General features: G+C 39.3%; 14 protein-coding genes. 9 read left to right on the forward strand and 5 right to left on the reverse strand.

Translation table 11 applies throughout. The annotated features are described in order from the left end of the window. Positions 1-14 precede the first annotated feature (14 nt). Positions 15-1,070: a fatty acid desaturase gene (locus AAC026_RS07175; protein ID WP_339609156.1), complete on the reverse strand. Its 1,056-nt coding sequence runs from the start codon at positions 1,068-1,070 to the stop codon at positions 15-17. A 181-nt stretch (positions 1,071-1,251) separates the two neighbouring features. Between AAC026_RS07175 and AAC026_RS07180 the strand changes: the two genes are divergently transcribed. Continuing rightward, the gene (locus tag AAC026_RS07180) at positions 1,252-3,666 is read left to right on the forward strand and encodes an ABC transporter permease (protein WP_339696410.1); all 2,415 of its coding nucleotides are present in this window, start codon (positions 1,252-1,254) and stop codon (positions 3,664-3,666) included. A gap of 36 nt (positions 3,667-3,702) precedes the next feature. On the opposite strand, the gene AAC026_RS07185 is transcribed toward AAC026_RS07180, so the two are convergent. The 4 genes from AAC026_RS07185 to AAC026_RS07200 form a co-directional block, all read right to left on the reverse strand. Continuing rightward, on the reverse strand, positions 3,703-4,734 hold the full coding sequence (locus AAC026_RS07185) for a DUF4421 family protein (RefSeq protein WP_339696412.1): 1,032 nt from the start codon (positions 4,732-4,734) through the stop codon (positions 3,703-3,705). A gap of 183 nt (positions 4,735-4,917) precedes the next feature. Continuing rightward, positions 4,918-8,178 carry an amidohydrolase family protein gene (locus tag AAC026_RS07190; RefSeq protein WP_339696415.1) on the reverse strand — a complete coding sequence of 1,087 codons (3,261 nt, stop codon included), beginning with the start codon at positions 8,176-8,178 and terminating at the stop codon, positions 4,918-4,920. Positions 8,179-8,293: 115 nt separating this feature from the next. Beyond that, complete coding sequence (locus AAC026_RS07195; protein WP_339696418.1) at positions 8,294-8,785, reverse strand: N-acetyltransferase family protein; 492 nt, start codon at positions 8,783-8,785, stop codon at positions 8,294-8,296. Positions 8,786-8,802: 17 nt separating this feature from the next. Continuing rightward, positions 8,803-9,018: a PLD nuclease N-terminal domain-containing protein gene (locus tag AAC026_RS07200; RefSeq protein WP_339696421.1), complete on the reverse strand. Its 216-nt coding sequence runs from the start codon at positions 9,016-9,018 to the stop codon at positions 8,803-8,805. A 158-nt stretch (positions 9,019-9,176) separates the two neighbouring features. On the opposite strand from AAC026_RS07200, the gene AAC026_RS07205 reads away from it, so the two are divergent. The 8 genes from AAC026_RS07205 to AAC026_RS07240 all read left to right on the forward strand — a co-directional run bounded on the left by AAC026_RS07205 (position 9,177) and on the right by AAC026_RS07240 (position 16,670). Continuing rightward, complete coding sequence (locus AAC026_RS07205) at positions 9,177-9,896, forward strand: hypothetical protein (protein WP_339696424.1); 720 nt, start codon at positions 9,177-9,179, stop codon at positions 9,894-9,896. A 48-nt stretch (positions 9,897-9,944) separates the two neighbouring features. Then, positions 9,945-10,877, forward strand: coding sequence for a carbon-nitrogen hydrolase family protein (locus AAC026_RS07210; RefSeq protein ID WP_339696427.1), 933 nt, complete (start codon positions 9,945-9,947; stop codon positions 10,875-10,877). Positions 10,878-10,964: 87 nt separating this feature from the next. After that, positions 10,965-11,645, forward strand: a complete 681-nt coding sequence (gene cmk / locus AAC026_RS07215; protein WP_339696430.1) for a (d)CMP kinase — start codon at positions 10,965-10,967, stop codon at positions 11,643-11,645. 11 nt (positions 11,646-11,656) lie between these two features. Further along, complete coding sequence (locus AAC026_RS07220; protein ID WP_339696432.1) at positions 11,657-12,550, forward strand: 4-hydroxy-3-methylbut-2-enyl diphosphate reductase; 894 nt, start codon at positions 11,657-11,659, stop codon at positions 12,548-12,550. Between the two features lie 140 nt (positions 12,551-12,690). Further along, on the forward strand, positions 12,691-14,058 hold the full coding sequence (locus tag AAC026_RS07225; RefSeq protein WP_339696434.1) for a Na(+)-translocating NADH-quinone reductase subunit A: 1,368 nt from the start codon (positions 12,691-12,693) through the stop codon (positions 14,056-14,058). Between the two features lie 2 nt (positions 14,059-14,060). Next, complete coding sequence (locus tag AAC026_RS07230) at positions 14,061-15,242, forward strand: NADH:ubiquinone reductase (Na(+)-transporting) subunit B (protein ID WP_339608765.1); 1,182 nt, start codon at positions 14,061-14,063, stop codon at positions 15,240-15,242. Further along, positions 15,229-15,996: an NADH:ubiquinone reductase (Na(+)-transporting) subunit C gene (gene nqrC, locus AAC026_RS07235; protein ID WP_339696437.1), complete on the forward strand. Its 768-nt coding sequence runs from the start codon at positions 15,229-15,231 to the stop codon at positions 15,994-15,996. The genes AAC026_RS07230 and nqrC overlap by 14 nt, the downstream gene beginning before the upstream one ends. An 11-nt stretch (positions 15,997-16,007) precedes the next feature. Further along, complete coding sequence (locus AAC026_RS07240) at positions 16,008-16,670, forward strand: NADH:ubiquinone reductase (Na(+)-transporting) subunit D (protein ID WP_339696440.1); 663 nt, start codon at positions 16,008-16,010, stop codon at positions 16,668-16,670. The last annotated feature ends 7 nt before the right edge of the window (positions 16,671-16,677 follow it).

Below are 16,677 nucleotides of genomic sequence, written 5' to 3' on the forward strand. Positions count from 1 at the left end.
GTCTTATAACAATATTACTTTTTTACTGGAACAGGAATTAATCCTCTTCTTTCCATTTCGTAGAATTCTCTGAAGGAAATCATACGTTGTTGTGTCTCGCACCATAATTTATTTGAAGCAAGTTTTAGACTATCTCTAAACCCAATTATTGTTGGGAATTGATTTAGCCAAGGATTTTCCTTGATACACTTCTTTAAATTATAATTAGGGATCAGCGGGTTTAAGTGGTGCACATGGTGTATCCCGATATTGCCCGTTAACCAATTAAATACCCTAGGGATTTTATAGTAGGTACTTCCCTTCAAAGCTGAAGTAACGTAATCCCAGTTCTTTTTCCATTGTTTGTAGCCGTGCTCGTGTTGGTGTTGTACATAGAAAAACCAAATGGCTATAATGGAAAACATTACCAAAATAGTAAGGTGTACCAAAAGGAATTTTGCCCAACCTAAGCTGAAACCTAAAATTGTAAAGGCTGCTAGTAGAAGAATGTTGTTTACAATTACTCCTTTTTTAGCGCTTTTAAAGGCCGGAAGCTTAATCTTAGCCAGTCTGTTATGGATGAACACATAATAGATTGGCCCTAAAAGGAACATCACTAAAGGCGAACGGTAAACTCTATATCCAAACCTTTTGCCTTTACTAAATTCTTGAAACTCAGCTACAGTATAAGTGGTTACGTCACCAATATCTCTTAGCTCTAATTGCCCATTTAATTTGTGATGCACGCTATGCGATTTTGCCCAATAATTAAAAGGAATGGTAGAGAAGTAGCTACATGCGTAACCGATGATTTTTTGAGCTTTTCTATTTTTAACAAATGACTGATGTCCACAGTCGTGTTGGATAATGAAAATTCTTACCAAGAAAAAAGCGTTCAGCATTCCCAAGGCAAACGTTAGCCAATAGCTAATGTCTAGTGAGAAATACATTAAAATCCAGATGCCAATAAAAGGTAAAAATGAATTGATGATTTGTATCGTTGCCTTGGTTTTGTGTTCTTCGGTGTATTTTCGAAGAGATAAGACTTGATCTTTTTCTAGGGTAATTTTTTCAGCTGTTATTTTCTTCATTTAAAAGGGATTCAATACTGCTAACCTTTAAGGCTGCAAGCTAATCATTACAAACCCCGTTCCATCATTTAAGTTCAGCCAATATGGCGTTTCTGTCAAATAATCCGACCATTCGTAATAATAGTAATCACTTACGTTTTTGAGTTTTATATCTTCACTTTAGGTCAAAATCTATAACAACATGTTAAAGAATTATTTTAAAGTAGCGTTGAGGAGTGTATTTAGACAGAAAATGTATGCTTCTATCAATATTTTTGGTTTAGCCATTGGTATCTGTTGTTGCTTACTTATTGTAAGCTTTGTTTTGGATGAGTTAAGCTATGATAATTTTCACCCTGACGGTGACAGTACTTATAGAATTGCGCTAGATAGGAAGTTTCCAGACAATGGTTTTCAATATGCACGTTCGCCAATGCCTATTGGTATGACGCTCTATAATGAACTGCCAGAAGTGACGGCTGCCACTAGGCTTTACAACAGCTTTGGTTCTATCACTATTGAAAAAGGCGATCAATATTTTGACGAACAAAATGTAATTGCGGCCGACTCTAATTTCTTCGATTTTTTTGGTGCTAAGTTGCTCTTAGGAGACATTAAAACTGCCTTAAACGAACCTAATTCATTGGTAGTGACCACGGAAATGGCGCAGAAATATTTTGGCTCTACAGATGTAATTGGCAAGCAGCTAGAAATGCAGAATATTGGTCAAATGCTGATTAGCGGGGTAGTAGAGCCAATGCCAAGCAACAGTCACTTCCATTTCGATTTTCTATTCTCATTAAAAACAATTCCTAACCTATACAACAACCAGTTTTGGGGCTCATATGTAGCTTATAATTATGTTAAAATGGAGGCTTCAGTAATACCTGTTGTTGAAGAAAAAATTCAGGAGGTTTTGCAACGTCATATGGAGCCGCAAATCCAAAGTATTTTGGGAATTAGCTGGCAGCAGTATGAAGAAGCAGGTAATGCTCATCGTTATTTCTTTCAGCCTTTAAAGGGTATTCACCTCAATTCTAATTTGCAATGGGAGCTAGAGCCAAACGGAAGTGCTTCAACAGTATACCTGTTCGCAGGTATTTCTGTCTTTATTTTACTCATTGCTTGTATCAATTTCATTAATCTGGCTACGGCACGTTCTGCAAATCGCGCCAAGGAAGTTGGAATGAGAAAAGTTTTAGGAGCGCTTAAAGGTCAGTTGGTTTTTCAATTTCTTACCGAATCGGTGATCATGTGTTTGTTGGCATTGGTCTTGGCTGTAGGGATGACGGCTTTAATCCTTCCTTTTTTTAATGAATTGGCTGGAAAATCCATTGCGTTAGATACTTTTCTGAATCCAATTGTAATCCTTATCATGCTTGGGTTCTCTTTACTTTTGGGTATTACGGCTGGGCTTTATCCTGCTTTTTACCTTTCAGCTTTTAAGCCGGTAACGGTGCTGAAAGGCAAGTTGGCGGGTGGGGCAAAAAACTCTTGGTTGCGCAACGGGTTAGTTGTTTTTCAGTTTGCCGTATCCGTGATTTTAGTTGTGGGAACTATCGTTATTTACCAACAACTTCAATACCTCAATAACAAGCAGCTTGGTTTTGATAAAGATCAACTAGTGGTGATTGAGCGCGCCAATTTACTGAGGGGGCAAAGCAATACCTTCAAAAATGTACTCCTTAATAACCCTAATATTTTAGAAGTAAGTGGGGTGAATACAATACCCGGAAGACAAATTGTGGGAGGAACATTTACGGATGTTACTGGCGATGCCAGTGATCGGTTTCTACTCCCTAATTTGCGTGGTGACTACGATTTAATTTCTACTATGGGTTTAGAAATAGTAGAAGGGCGTGCATTCAATTCTGAAATTGTTTCAGATTCTTCTGCTGTAATTATTAATGAGGCAGCTGCCAGAATTTTTAAATGGAATAACCCAATTGGTAAACAGCTGCAACCCATCAATGGCCCCATCTATAATGTAATAGGTGTTGTCAAAGATTTTCATTTCGAATCGCTTCATCAAGAAATTGGGCCACTGGCGGTATTTGCTAATAGTTTGAACACCAGATCTTCAAATTTGATGGTAGTTAAAGTTAACGCGACCAATATAAAATCAACTCTTGATTTTATGGATGTAGAATGGAAGGAGTTTATTCCAGATCGACCTTTAGCTTATCGTTTTGTGAATGAAGAGTTTGGCGCTTTATATCAGGCTGAAAAACGTAGTGGAAAAGTGTTTACCTCTTTTTCTGTGCTAACTATTATTATTGCATGTCTTGGTGCATTTGGGCTTGCCGCATTTTTGGCTACTCAGCGTACAAAGGAAATTGGGGTTCGTAAAGTTCTTGGTGCTTCCACCATTGGTATTGTTCAGTTGCTCTCAAAAGACTTTGTGAAGCTTATTCTTCTGGCCAATTTAATTGCCGTACCAATTGCTTATTTGGCCATGAATGAATGGTTGCAGAATTTTGCATACGCTATTGGTATCAACTGGCTCACCTTTATATATGTAGGGCTTGGTTCAATTCTAATTGCCTTAATAACGGTTTCTTATCACAGTATTAGGGCAGCATTGAACAACCCAGCCGACACATTACATACTGAATAGTGGATGAGCAAGGAGTGGTATTCGGAAAACATTAGATCAATTATGTCGTTTTTTCCTGGGCACTAAACTGAGAAGTTTGGACTCAACTTTATCAAACTCATTCTTGAGTTTTTCTGGTGCTTTTATTCTAATACCAATGTAAAATTTCCATGTAGATCTATCATTGGTGATTTTTGCAGCCGTATTTTCTCCTTGTCTATGATCGAAATGAGAATAAGAACCACGTAAGCCGGCAAAATATTTATTGCCATTATAATCTAATTGTACATCGGAATTAAAACCAGTAACGAAGCTGCTCTGTCTTGTTTTGATTTCCTCTGTTGGTAGTCGGGTAAGTAGGTTTGTATTTAAATAACCAATGCCCGGCCTAGCGTCTATACTCAGGTAAATTTGCTTACTCAATAAAAAAGTGTGGATATAACCTATGGAGGCAATGGCTTCAATCTGAGTGGATTTTTGACTTGAGTTTGTTCCTGTTAAGGGTGTTTCATCATCAAATGAATAGTGGGTTAGTCTAAGGTTAGGCAGAAAGCTTCCAGCGCTTCGCAATTGCTTTTCTGTTTGAAGAGTGACTGCATTAAGGGAGTAATCAGAATTCAAAATTCGGCCCATTCTCAATCTTAATATTTTTGTTTTTAAGTCAGGAAATTGAAGATAAGGGTATCCTTTTTCCCAAGATGAAATGTAATCGTCAGTGTTTTTGAGATAGTACCCTTTTGTTTTTACCCATGAAAAATCTGAAGTCCACTGCCCTGGGCTGAAAACGAAGCTTAATCCGTTGGTTTTTGTTTCGCCCTTTATGTCATTATCTGAATTGCTAGGAAGTTGCTTTATGAGAAACTGATAGCTTAAGGAAGCAAAGCGGTAGTTGAAACCAATTGAGTTAATGATGCTACTGTTGGGTCTAAGGTCAGAGCCAGGGTTTCCGTTGACTTTAAACCACTCGGCTGAATTTAAAGTCTCTAGTTTCAGCGAGATTTTTTCCTTCAATGGTTGTTTTGAAACTAGGGAGTCAGAAACATCCCCAGATTGAGCATAAACACTCATAACCTGAAATAAACTTAACATCAAAACTATTAAAGACCTGTTCACAGTGATGTGCATAGAAAATTAAAAAAGACAATATCGTTAAAATTCATACGATTCACTCATGCGAAATAAGATAGATTGCTGAGTTACTTATTGATTATTATTGATAAAAAAATAGCCATAACATTTCTGCCATGGCTATTTAAGTTGTTCTGGTATAATCTATTTTTTCACTCCTGGTAAGTCTTTTGGAGTTACATCCATCCACCACATTTTAGGAAGTGGCTTTTTAGTTGGGTGAAGTTCATCAAGCGTATTTCCATCATACAGTCGGCCATTTTTCATTACATGGCTGATGTCTTTAGAGTTCTTAATGTTGTCTAAAGGATTGGTGTTTAGTATCACCAAATCGGCTAGTTTACCAGTTTCAATAGAACCTAGGTCGGTATCTAAACCAATGGCTTCGGCTCCTAAAATGGTGGCTACTTTAAGCGTGTTTAGTTCACTCAGTCCTCCCGACTGCATAGACCAAAGCTCCCAGTGGTAGCCCAGTCCTTGTAATTGACCATGGCTGCCTACACCTGCTCTTCCGCCAGCTTCTACCAAGTCTTTCACGAAAATAGCATGGTCTTCAAATACATGTTCTTCTTCCATAAACCAGCCATCATTTCTTCGTCTGGTTCTTGAATCAAGATTCTCATGCGGCATAAAACGATTCAGTTTTGGGTCGGCATGAGGGTTTTCAGTAGCATAAAAATAATTTTCAGCCCATGGGCCACCGTAGGCAACTAGTAAGGTAGGCGTGTAAACCGTTCTTGAAAACGAAACCAAATCAATTACATCTTTATACAGTGGGAAAATAGGGAAGGTATGCTCATGTCCAGGGTATCCATCAATCACTTGAGTAAGGTTGGCTTTGAAATCCAATCCGCCTTCTGTAGTTGGCATAATGTTCTGCTCTTTTGCCGCCTGAATGATCCACTGCTTTTGCTGTCTATTTCCTGCACCATACATCTTAATGGTTTTGGTATTGTAGTAAGCACTGTAGCGTTTCATTACCTTTTGAGCATGTTCTAAGCTACTGATGTTTTCGCTACCAAAAATACCAGGGCCGGTAGAGTAAATTCTTGGTCCAATGAGTTTGCCAGCATCCACTAAATCACCATAAGTGAGCACATCTGTGGTCGCAGTTTGCGGGTCGCGGGTAGTAATAACACCAAAAGCTAAATTGGTTAAGTAAGGCCAGAACTCTCCTCTATGAAGATTCACTGGATGGCGGAAATGAGAATGAGTGTCTACAAAACCTGGGACAATCGTTTTGCCTGTCATGTCCATTACAGTAGTTCTTCTTCCTGCAGTGAGGTTGGTGCCTACTTGTTTAATGCGGTTGTTTTCAATAAGGATGTCACCTTTTTCAATCACTTCATCACCCTTCATGGTAATGATTCTGGCATTCTTTAAAAGTATAGAACCTTGTGGAGTATCTCTTTTGATGTTTACAGTTATACGGTTTTCAGTTGGTTCGTACTCTTTTTTCTTCTCCTTATCTTCTTCTGTTTTATTCGCTTCATCAATGGCTTTAGCGGCTGATAAATCATACACTACATGAGCATTTCCTACTGCCCAGTGTACTTTAGTTCCATCTGCATTCCAAGCAGGAAACTGGCCTCCGATGTCTGTAAGTTGACGAGAAGGGAAGGCCGCGTTTGCTGGGTTTGAAACCGAAATGGTAGGTGCATCGCCACTTACTTGTGGAACAGTAACCACGAATAAATCATTTACCACTTCGGCCAAAGCTTGATCACCTTCTGGGGCCATTTTTATCCATGATGCATTCGGAGCATTACTCGAACCCGCAGGGGCTTTTCCTCTAACGCGCACATGAAATTTCTCATCCGTACCATCCCATCGAATAGACGATAAACCTCTTCCGCTTGAAAGGTAGATTCGATCAGAGTTTTTAACAAAATGGGGGTTGCCACGGCCATTGGAATAGGTGATGAAATTATCTATTGAACCATTGGCTGCAATCCATACAATATCGCTAGTGCCTCTGAAGGCCGTTCGTTGCAGGGCTTCTCTAAAATCCTGTGCCAAACCTTTAATCAATACGATTTTGCTTCCATCGTTTGACCAAACAGGGTTTTGATAAACCGAATTGTCTTTGTTCAGTTGAGTTAAGTTTTGACCATTAGGGCGGACTTTATATACTTTTCCGCCTTCGGCTTTCCAGCTAACAAAGGCAATCCATTCTCCATCAGGAGACCAAGCAGGCTCTGCTTGAGATTCATTTAAAGTTACTAGCTTTCGTGGGGTTCCATTCGGTAAGTCCATAATATAAAGCTCGTCAAGTGCAGTGAATGCCATTTGTTTCCCGTTAGGGGAAGGCGCTACATCTCTAATTTGAGTAGCTACAAACTCTTCTGAATCTGAAATTGGATAATCAAAGTCTAACTCTGGGCCTAACTCTATGCTCGATTTTACTCTGAAAGGAATCTCTTGTGCTTTTTTCGTGGCTACATTAATCTTCCACATTTTTCCATCATAAGAAATTACGATGCTTTTGTTGTCTGGCGTCCACGAAAACCCAGGTAAAACATCTCTTGAAGCACGAGACTCTTGGTCGTCATGTTGAATAGGGTAGGCTAACCAACTTTCGTCTCCCGTGGCAAGATCCCTTAAAATTAAGCCAGTTTCTGCATCGTGGCGCGTGGCATAAATTAACCACTTTCCATCACTAGAAGGGGTAGGACGGAATGATGATCCGTATCGAGATGACTGCGAAGTGATTTCTCCTGTTTCACGATCATAAGTAGCCATTTGGTACTGTGGCATGCTTGCATTGTATTGAGAAGAGCCTGTTCTTCTTGAAAACCAAATGTATCGGTCGTCTTTTCCGAATGCGCCTTCTACCATTCTCATGCTACTAGGCTCGTTCACCAAGGCTGTTCCAGAACCGCCTTCCACATGGTATAACCAAAGTTTATGCGATCCGCCACCTTTTGAGGCGATCATGTATTTTCCATCAGGTGTCCATTCTGGCGACTGATAAGCATTGGAGTTTCCTTTGGTAACTTGATTCTTTTCTTTAGTGGTAAAGTCATAGGTCCATACGTTCTCTCCACCAGATTCATCTGATATGAAAATCACTTTGTTGCCATCAGGGCTAAACCTAGGTTGGCTGTCAAACTGCATGCCCTTGGTAATTTGGGTAGCATTGCCTCCAGATATCGGTATGGTATAAAGGTCGCCTAGAAAATCAAATACAATGGTTTTTCCATCAGGGCTTACATCAAGGGCAATCCAAGAACCTTCTGTGAGGTCGAAGTCAAAGGTTCTGCCCGGTTCAAGAGGTAAGTCTTTTTTCTTTTTTTTGTCTGTTTTACTTGTGTCCGATTTTGCTGGATCGGTTTGGGCAAAACTTGTAAGCGCAGTTGTTGCAAAGAGCAAAACTACCAAAGTCAGTTTTACAATGGTTTTCATAGAATTCAGCTTTGATGTGGTTGTTTAATCGCGAAAAATATAGGGATTTAATTTTCCGACCAATGCGAATGATGTGAAGGGTTAGAATGCAGTATAATAAGGTATAATCTAACCTTTACTGCCCTGTTACTTGGCTTCTTCTTTCAAGCAGAACGGTATCTCTCCAAATACCATTCATCTGTCCTATTTTTTCTCGATAACCAATTTCTCTAAAACCTAAGGCGGTATGGAGCCTAATACTACCAGTGTTTTCTCTAAAAACACCAGCTTGAAGTGTCCAGAAGCCTTCGGATTCGCTGGTTAAAATGAGTTGTTTCAGTAATTGCGTTCCTATTTTTTGACCAAGCTGCGTGGTAGAAACATATACACTTACTTCGGCTACACCTCCGTAAACACAGCGGCTAGACACTGGGCTTAGGGCTGCCCAGCCTACAACTTCCCCTTCTCTTTCTGCTACAAATCGACAGACTTGTAGATGTGAGCTATCCCACTTTTCCCAACTTGGAGTTTCTGTTTCGAAAGTGGCCTGACCAGTGGCAATGCCTTGCGCATAGATTTCTGCAACCTTCGGCCAATCATTCTCAGCCATTGTTCTGAGGTGAAGCATTGAATTAGTTTTGAATGTCAGGCGATTTTTTGATTTCTTCCTATCAGGAAATACAGAATAGATCCTAGAACTGGAAGAAATATAATGACCAAAACCCAAACAACTTTGCTGTCGCCAGCAAAATTACTTTTAAGGCAGTCCACTAAAGCTACAATCCATAAAATTACAGGGAAGGAAATGATAAATAGTATAATTAGCATTTCAGCTCCTCCAGGCATACCTAATAAGTGCATGATTTAATTTTTAATGGTGATACATAAAATTGATTCACTAATCTAATGATTTACTGTAATTATTGTTCGCTTTATTTAAAATCAGAACGAATAGGTTGGAATAAATGGATTGGGCTATTTGTAGATACTTTCTCAACTTTGGCTTTTGAAATTATCTAATGTCAGAGCAAAATCACCCAATCAATATTCTTAGCCAAAATGAACTGCTATTACAGGCAGAGGTTAAAGCCTTGACAGGCCAACTGGTTGAGTTGGAGCAAAGCGTTTCTACTTTCGAATCTGCATTGAGGTCGCAATTAGCAGATGAGTTAATAGAAGTTCAAGAGCTGACCATTCTATACAAGGAGCAGAAGCAAACCAAAAAAGAAAAGCGACTTGCTCAAAAACAGAGAGGTAAGAATTATCAGCCGCCAGTTGCTTTGAAGGTTGTTCCAGAAAAGATTCCTAATAAGAGTTCCGATGCAAATGAGAAAGAGAGGAAACGTCTTTATAGAGAAGCAATGCTTTATGTTCATCCAGACAAGTTTAACATGAATGAGGAGCAAAGTGATTTGGCCACTGAAGTAACCACCAAGCTAATTGAAATCTATAAGTCAGGTGATTTAGGTCTATTGGAAGATTATCATGCTCATATTTTTAGCGGTAATGCAATGCTTAAGTTTGTAGGCAAACCGAAAGAACTCCAAAAGAAAAGTAGCAATAGTGAATATTTAAAAAGGGAGAAGGAAAGGCTGTTGAATGAAATCGAACTGATTAAAGCGAGGTATACATATAAGGTACTTACAAGTTACCCTAACCCGATGACCTTTGTAAAAGAGCTTAAAGCGTATTACTTAGATAGAATTAACAAACTCAAAAGACGCACAAGGACGAAGTAAAGAGCTTCGTTCCAAGTTTAATTCCATTAGATTTTTCTAAATTCACCCATGTCTAAAAAGTATATTGTAGCAGTAATACAAGCTGCCCCCATTCTATTTGACTTAGAGAAAACCTTGGCAAAAACGGCTCATTTGGTAACAGAGGCAGCTAGCAAAGGAGCTCAGTTGGTGTTATTCCCCGAAGCCTTTATTTCTGCTTATCCCCGTGGCTTGAGTTTCGGTACAGTAGTCGGTAGCCGAAGTACAGAAGGCAGAGAAACTTGGCTGAAGTATTGGGGTTCATCGATAGAAGTACCGAGTAAGGCCACTGAACAATTAGGTGAAATGGCGAAAAAGGCCAAAGTATTTTTAGTATTAGGGGTTAACGAAAAGGACACCGTTTCAGGAACAATGTACTGCACCATGCTTTACTTTAGCCCAGAAGGTCAGTTAATGGGCAAACACCGAAAACTCAAGCCCACCGCTGCTGAACGCATTGTTTGGGGAGAAGGGGATGGTTCAACCCTTTCAACCTTTAATACTCCTTTGGGTAAAATGGGCGGATTGATTTGTTGGGAAAACTACATGCCGCTGGCACGAATGGCCATGTATCAAAAAGGAGTGCAATTGTATTTGGCGCCTACAGCCGATAGCCGTGAAAATTGGCAACATACTTTAAAGCATATTGCTTTGGAGGGCAGGTGTTTTGTGCTGGGCTGCAACCAGTTTGTAACCAAATCTATGTATCCTAAAGACTTGCCTGGAATTGCTGATTTAGATCAACAGCCTGAAATAATGAGTAGCGGAGGCTCTGTGATTATAGCGCCAACGGGTGAGGTTTTAGCTGGGCCGCTTTGGGATGAAGAAGGAATACTTACTGCCGAAATAGATAAGGATGAGATTATCAAAAGTAAGCTCGATTTCGACTCGGTTGGACACTATGCAAGGAATGATGTATTTTCATTGACAGTGAAAAACCAGCCAGACTTAAAGGATGTTTGAATAAGTAAGCTTAACCTATTATTTAAATCGTTGATTTGATTTTTCATGCCCCTTCACTAAACTTCTTACCTTTGGGAAATTTTTTTGATGAAGAAGATTAATATAGCCATTGACGGTTTTTCAGGCTGTGGAAAAAGCAGCACTGCAAAAGAAGTAGCCAAGCGATTAGCATATAAATTTATAGATAGCGGAGCTATGTATAGAGCAGTAACCTTATATATGCTCCAGAATAAAGTAGATATTAAAGATGATGCTCAGGTTTCTAATGCGTTAAGTGCTATAAGTATAGATTTCAGACATAACCCTCAAACTGGTAAAAGCGAAACTTTTTTAAATAATGTATACGTTGAAGAAGAGATTCGGAAAATGTACGTTTCAGAATTTGTGAGCCCTGTGGCAGCCATTAAAGCGGTAAGAGTAGCCATGGTTGCTCGACAACAAGAAATGGGTAAAAACAGAGGTGTTGTAATGGATGGAAGAGATATCGCTTCGGTGGTTTTTCCTGATGCAGAACTGAAAATATTCATGAAGGCTAGCGATGAGGCAAGAGCGAAAAGAAGACAAGCCGAATTAGACGAAAAAGGAGAGAAAGCATCGCTCGAAGAAATTGTAACAAATTTTAGGGAACGAGATTTGCAAGACTCCACCAGAAAAGAAAGCCCTTTGATTCAAGTTCCAGAAGCAATTGTAATAGACACTTCAGATATGGAGTTTGAAGAACAAGTAAATAAGGTGCTAACTTTGGCAAAAGAAAAGATAGAAGGCTAGATATTAAAAGTATGGAAGTCACAATCGATAAAAATTCAGGCTATTGTTTTGGGGTGGAGTTTGCCATCCAAATGGCAGAAGATGAAATGAAAGAAGGAGAGCTGTATTGCCTTGGCGATATAGTTCATAATGGTATGGAGGTAAACCGACTAAATGCCAAAGGCCTGAAAATTATTGATAGAGAAGACTTAAAGGAAATAAAAAATGCCAAAGTTCTGATTAGGGCCCACGGTGAGCCGCCAGAAACCTATCAGCTGGCCATGGATAATAATATTGAATTGGTAGATGCATCTTGCCCTGTAGTACTCAAGCTTCAGAATCGGGTAAAAATGGCTTATGACCGCATGCAAGATGTAAATGGTCAGATTGTAATTTATGGAAAAACAGGCCATGCCGAAGTAATTGGCCTTACTGGGCAAACAAATAATGAGGCAATCATTATTATGGAAGATAAAGACTTGGATAAAATCGATTTTAGTCGCCCAGTAACTTTATATAGTCAAACCACAAAAAGCACAAAAGGCTTCTATAGAATTCGTCAAATGATTGAAGATAGAATCAAAGAAGCCAAGGGAGAATTTAAGGAAATTGACTTTAGCGCAAACGATAGTATTTGCCGCCAAGTGTCAAATAGAGAACCACAGTTACAAAATTTCGCAAAAGATCAAGACGTTATAATTTTTGTTAGCGGAAAGAAAAGCTCAAATGGTAAAGCACTCTACAGTGTTTGCAAGCAACAAAATGAAAGAAGCTATTTTGTTGAGTCTGAGGAAGAAATAGAACTTTCATGGTTTAAAGAAGACGATAAGGTAGGTATTTGCGGAGCCACTTCCACACCAATGTGGCTTATGGAACAGGTAAGTAGCTTTATCGAAAAATCTTTTGATAAACTACCAGTCGCATAATTCTATACTAATACTTTTCTTACCATTTTTTTTGGACTAAATTGCGCCTCGAAAAGCTAAAAAATGGCTTTTTGTTGACGGTAAAAATTTTACTTTTGCCTCAACTTTAGATCAAACTATTGATTCGCAATTAAAAGAGTATGTCCAAAATTATAAAGCTTAAAAAGGGCTTTGACATCAATCTGGCGGGAAAGGCAGAGCATAAGATTGCCGATTCCATTCACCCAGAAACGTTTGCAATTAAACCCACCGACTTTATTGGAATGAAGCGTCCTAAGTTACTCGTTAACGAAGGCGACAACATTAAAGCTGGAACTCCAATCTTGTTCGACAAGATGCAGGAGAACGTGATGTATTGCTCACCGGTGAGTGGTGAAATTGTCGAAGTGAAAAGAGGAGCCAAAAGGAAAATCCTCGAAGTCAAAATTCTAGCCGATAAAACGATCGAATACGAATCGTTTCAATCGTACAGCCCATCAGATATTACAGGATTGAGCCGAGAAGAAGCTCAAGTGCAAATGCTGAAAGCTGGCGTGTGGCCAAACATTGTTCAACGACCATTTGGTATTGTTGCCAATGAAAATGATAGCCCAAAAGCTATACATATTTCGGCTTTCGATACCCACCCATTGGCCGCTGATGTAGCCTTTACCCTTCAAGGTGAAGAGGACGCTTTTAAAACAGGGATCAATATTTTAAGGAAATTTACTGACGGTAAAATTCACTTGAATCATAACCTGAATGCAGAAGTGTCTAAAGTGTTTGCCGGTGTAGAGGGTATAGAGCACAATAAGTTTTCTGGACCGCACCCTGCAGGTAATGTAGGCGTTCAAATTCACCACTTAGACCCTATTAATAAGGGAGATGTGGTTTGGACTTTGACACCGTATGGCGTTGCCCAAATAGGTAAGCTTTTTAGCCAAGGAAAATATGATGCTTCTAGATTGGTAGCAGTTTGTGGTTCAGAGGTTAAAACACCTCAGTATTACAAAACCTACAGTGGAGGAGCCATCAATAAACTAGTTGAAGGAAACACCAAACAAGACCACGTTCGATATATTTCTGGTAACGTTTTGACGGGAGAGAAAATCGAGAAAGATGGTTACCTCAGCTTTTATTCAAATAGCATAACGGTGATTCCTGAAGGAGACCACTCAGAATTCCTAGGCTGGATTATGCCAAAGAAAAACGTGTTGAGTTTCCACAGAGCATGGGGCTTGTTCTCTTTCATGAATGGTAAGAACAAGGAATATGTACTTGATTCGAACACCAATGGTGAAGATAGGGCCTTTGTTCAAACAGGAACTTTTGAAAAAGTAACTCCAATGGATGTTTACCCAACATTTTTACTAAAGGCCATTTTATCGGAAGATTTCGATAATGTAGAAGCCCTTGGTATTTATGAGGTAATTGAGGAAGATCTTGCTTTGTGTGAATTTGTTGATGTTTCTAAACATGACATTCAGCACATGGTAAGAGAGGGTATAGAATTGATACAAAACGGATAAGGATGAAGTTTTTACACAACCTATTAGAAAAACAAAAACCGATGTTCGAAAAGGGAGGGAAACTTGAAAAGTTCTACTACCTGTTTGAAGCTGGCGAAACGTTTATGTTTTCACCGCCTAGCACTGCCAAAAATAAAGGCGTGCAAGTGAGGGACGCGATTGATTTGAAGAGAATGATGATGACTGTGGTGATTGCCATGATCCCTTGTCTAATCTTCGGAATATTTAATGTGGGATATCAACACCACATTGCTGTTGGAGAGGCAACTACTTTTCTTTCTGTGGATAACCTATTGTTTGGCGCCCGTTGGGTATTGCCAATCGTGTTGGTGTCTTACGCTGCAGGAGGTATTATAGAAGCTATTTTTGCAGTAGTAAGAAAACACCCGATCAACGAAGGCTTTTTGGTAACGGGAATGCTAATACCTTTAATTGTTCCTCCTACCATTCCATTATGGCAAGTTGCTTTGGCAACCGTATTTGGTGTATTAGTAGGAAAAGAGATTTTTGGAGGTACAGGAATGAACATTCTGAACGTTGCAATGACCTCTAGAGCATTCTTATACTTTGCTTACCCATCGCAAATCTCTGGTGCGGTTTGGACGCAATTGGCAGACAAAACTCCAGTGGATGCATATACAGGGGCAACAGCACTAGCTGTAGCTTACGATTCTTCAACTGCAGGAGGAAATGTAGTTTCTGCTTTGGGAGATAGCTTTAGTTTCAATAACCTATTTATGGGTATGGTTCCTGGTTCAATAGGCGAAACATCTACTTTATGGGTGTTGGTTGGAGCAATAATTCTAATTGCTACAGGAGTAGGAAGCTGGAAAATTATTGCAAGTGTATTCGGTGGCGCCTTTATTATGGGAGCTATTTTTAATGCCGCAGGACTTAATCCGTTTATGGATATGCCAGCGCATTATCACTTGGTAATGGGTGGTATAGCCTTTGGAGCTGTGTTTATGGCAACTGACCCAGTGTCGGCAGCCCATACAGAAACAGGGAAATGGATTTACGGTTTACTAATAGGTATGCTTAGTGTGCTGATTAGAGTGGTAAACCCAGCTTATCCAGAAGGTATTATGTTGGCGGTGCTATTAATGAATGTTTTTGCTCCGTTAATTGATTTCTATGTAATTCAAGCAAATAAGAAAAGGAGGTTAGCACGTGCGACAGTCTAATACATACATCATAGTATTCTCTTTAGTACTCACAGCAGTATTAGGAGGTTTATTGTCAGGAGTTTCTCAAGGTTTGGGCCCTACACAAAAGAAGGCGCAAGACTTAGATACCAAGAAGCAGATTCTTGGTGCTATACCAGCTGAGAAAGCCAAATTGGGCGATATGACACCAGAGGAAATTCTTGCTCGATATGCAGAAGTGATTAACTCTGAAGTGGCTGATTTCGAAGGCAATTTGGTGACTACCAATGAGAAAGGAGAACCTTTAGTTGCTGAGAATGTAAACATTGAAAAGAATTACAAAAAACCAGCTGAAGAAAGAGTATACCCAGTTTTCAAATATAAAAATGGAAGCGAAGTAGCCTATATTCTGCCTACTTATGGTGCAGGACTTTGGGATGCAATTTGGGGCTTTGTGGCTTTGAACGAAGACCTAGAGACTATTAAAGGAGTAACGTTCTCACATAAAGGAGAAACTCCAGGACTAGGAGCTAGAATTACAACTGATGAAATTCAAGAGCGCTACCAAGGCAAATCCATTGTTGAAAACCAAGAATTGGTTTTTGTTACTATGGTGAAAGGTGAAGGAAATCCACCATCAAAATTGGGGCCTACCAAAGTAGACGGGTTGGCTGGTGCTACCCTTACTGCAAATGGTGTAAACGCAATGTTGAGCAATTACCTAGGATATTATCAGGCATACTTTAATAAGCATTCTAAGAATGCCGATGCCATGTCAATGAATAATCAGTAAACAAAGAGGATATGAGTACTGAAACTTTAGAAAAACCAATCGTAAAGAAAGAAGCAATTTTTTCAAAGCGTAGGAAAAAATTTGTAATCGATCCATTGAGTGATGATAACCCAATCACCATTCAGGTTTTGGGTATTTGTTCTGCCTTGGCAGTAACTACTCAAATGAAGCCTACAATGGTAATGGCCATTTCTGTAACAATGGTATTGATTCTATCTAACTTGGTTATTTCTCTTATGAGAAATATCATCCCTTCAAGGGTAAGGATTATTGTACAGTTGGCTGTTGTAGCAACTTTGGTAACCTTAGTAAACGAAGTGTTGAAAGCATATGCTTTCGATATGTATAAAGAACTTTCTGTATTTATTGGTCTGATCATTACCAACTGTATAGTAATGGGGCGTCTTGAAGCTTTCGCTTTAGGAAATAAGCCTTACGACTCTATGCTTGACGGATTGGGCAGTGGATTAGGATACTCTTGGATTATCCTTACTGTAGCTTTCTTTAGAGAACTTTTGGGATCAGGCAAAGTATTTGGCTACCCAGTTTTTGAAGCGATTGGCATGGACAATCTTGCAACGAATGGCTTAATGGTAAGTCCAGTAGGTGCTTTTATGGTACTTGGATTTATTATTTGGGTACAAAGAACTAAAACAGGTTACGTAGAACATTAATTAGAGC

It is taken from the genome of uncultured Roseivirga sp., assembly GCF_963973945.1.
Lineage (GTDB): Bacteria > Bacteroidota > Bacteroidia > Cytophagales > Cyclobacteriaceae > Roseivirga.

Excerpts from the sequence above, each read along its gene's own strand:
- AAC026_RS07205 (WP_339696424.1), top strand. The coding sequence starts at position 9,177 with ATGTCAGAGCAAAATCACCCAATCAATATTCTTAGCCAAAATGAACTG.
- AAC026_RS07195 (WP_339696418.1), bottom strand. The coding sequence starts at position 8,785 with ATGCTTCACCTCAGAACAATGGCTGAGAATGATTGGCCGAAGGTTGCA.
- AAC026_RS07180 (WP_339696410.1), top strand. The coding sequence starts at position 1,252 with ATGTTAAAGAATTATTTTAAAGTAGCGTTGAGGAGTGTATTTAGACAG.
- AAC026_RS07210 (WP_339696427.1), top strand. The coding sequence starts at position 9,945 with ATGTCTAAAAAGTATATTGTAGCAGTAATACAAGCTGCCCCCATTCTA.
- AAC026_RS07240 (WP_339696440.1), top strand. The coding sequence starts at position 16,008 with ATGAGTACTGAAACTTTAGAAAAACCAATCGTAAAGAAAGAAGCAATT.
- AAC026_RS07220 (WP_339696432.1), top strand. The coding sequence starts at position 11,657 with ATGGAAGTCACAATCGATAAAAATTCAGGCTATTGTTTTGGGGTGGAG.
- AAC026_RS07200 (WP_339696421.1), bottom strand. The coding sequence starts at position 9,018 with ATGCACTTATTAGGTATGCCTGGAGGAGCTGAAATGCTAATTATACTA.
- AAC026_RS07175 (WP_339609156.1), bottom strand. The coding sequence starts at position 1,070 with ATGAAGAAAATAACAGCTGAAAAAATTACCCTAGAAAAAGATCAAGTC.
- AAC026_RS07230 (WP_339608765.1), top strand. The coding sequence starts at position 14,061 with ATGAAGTTTTTACACAACCTATTAGAAAAACAAAAACCGATGTTCGAA.
- AAC026_RS07185 (WP_339696412.1), bottom strand. The coding sequence starts at position 4,734 with ATGTTAAGTTTATTTCAGGTTATGAGTGTTTATGCTCAATCTGGGGAT.
- cmk (WP_339696430.1), top strand. The coding sequence starts at position 10,965 with ATGAAGAAGATTAATATAGCCATTGACGGTTTTTCAGGCTGTGGAAAA.
- AAC026_RS07190 (WP_339696415.1), bottom strand. The coding sequence starts at position 8,178 with ATGAAAACCATTGTAAAACTGACTTTGGTAGTTTTGCTCTTTGCAACA.
- AAC026_RS07225 (WP_339696434.1), top strand. The coding sequence starts at position 12,691 with ATGTCCAAAATTATAAAGCTTAAAAAGGGCTTTGACATCAATCTGGCG.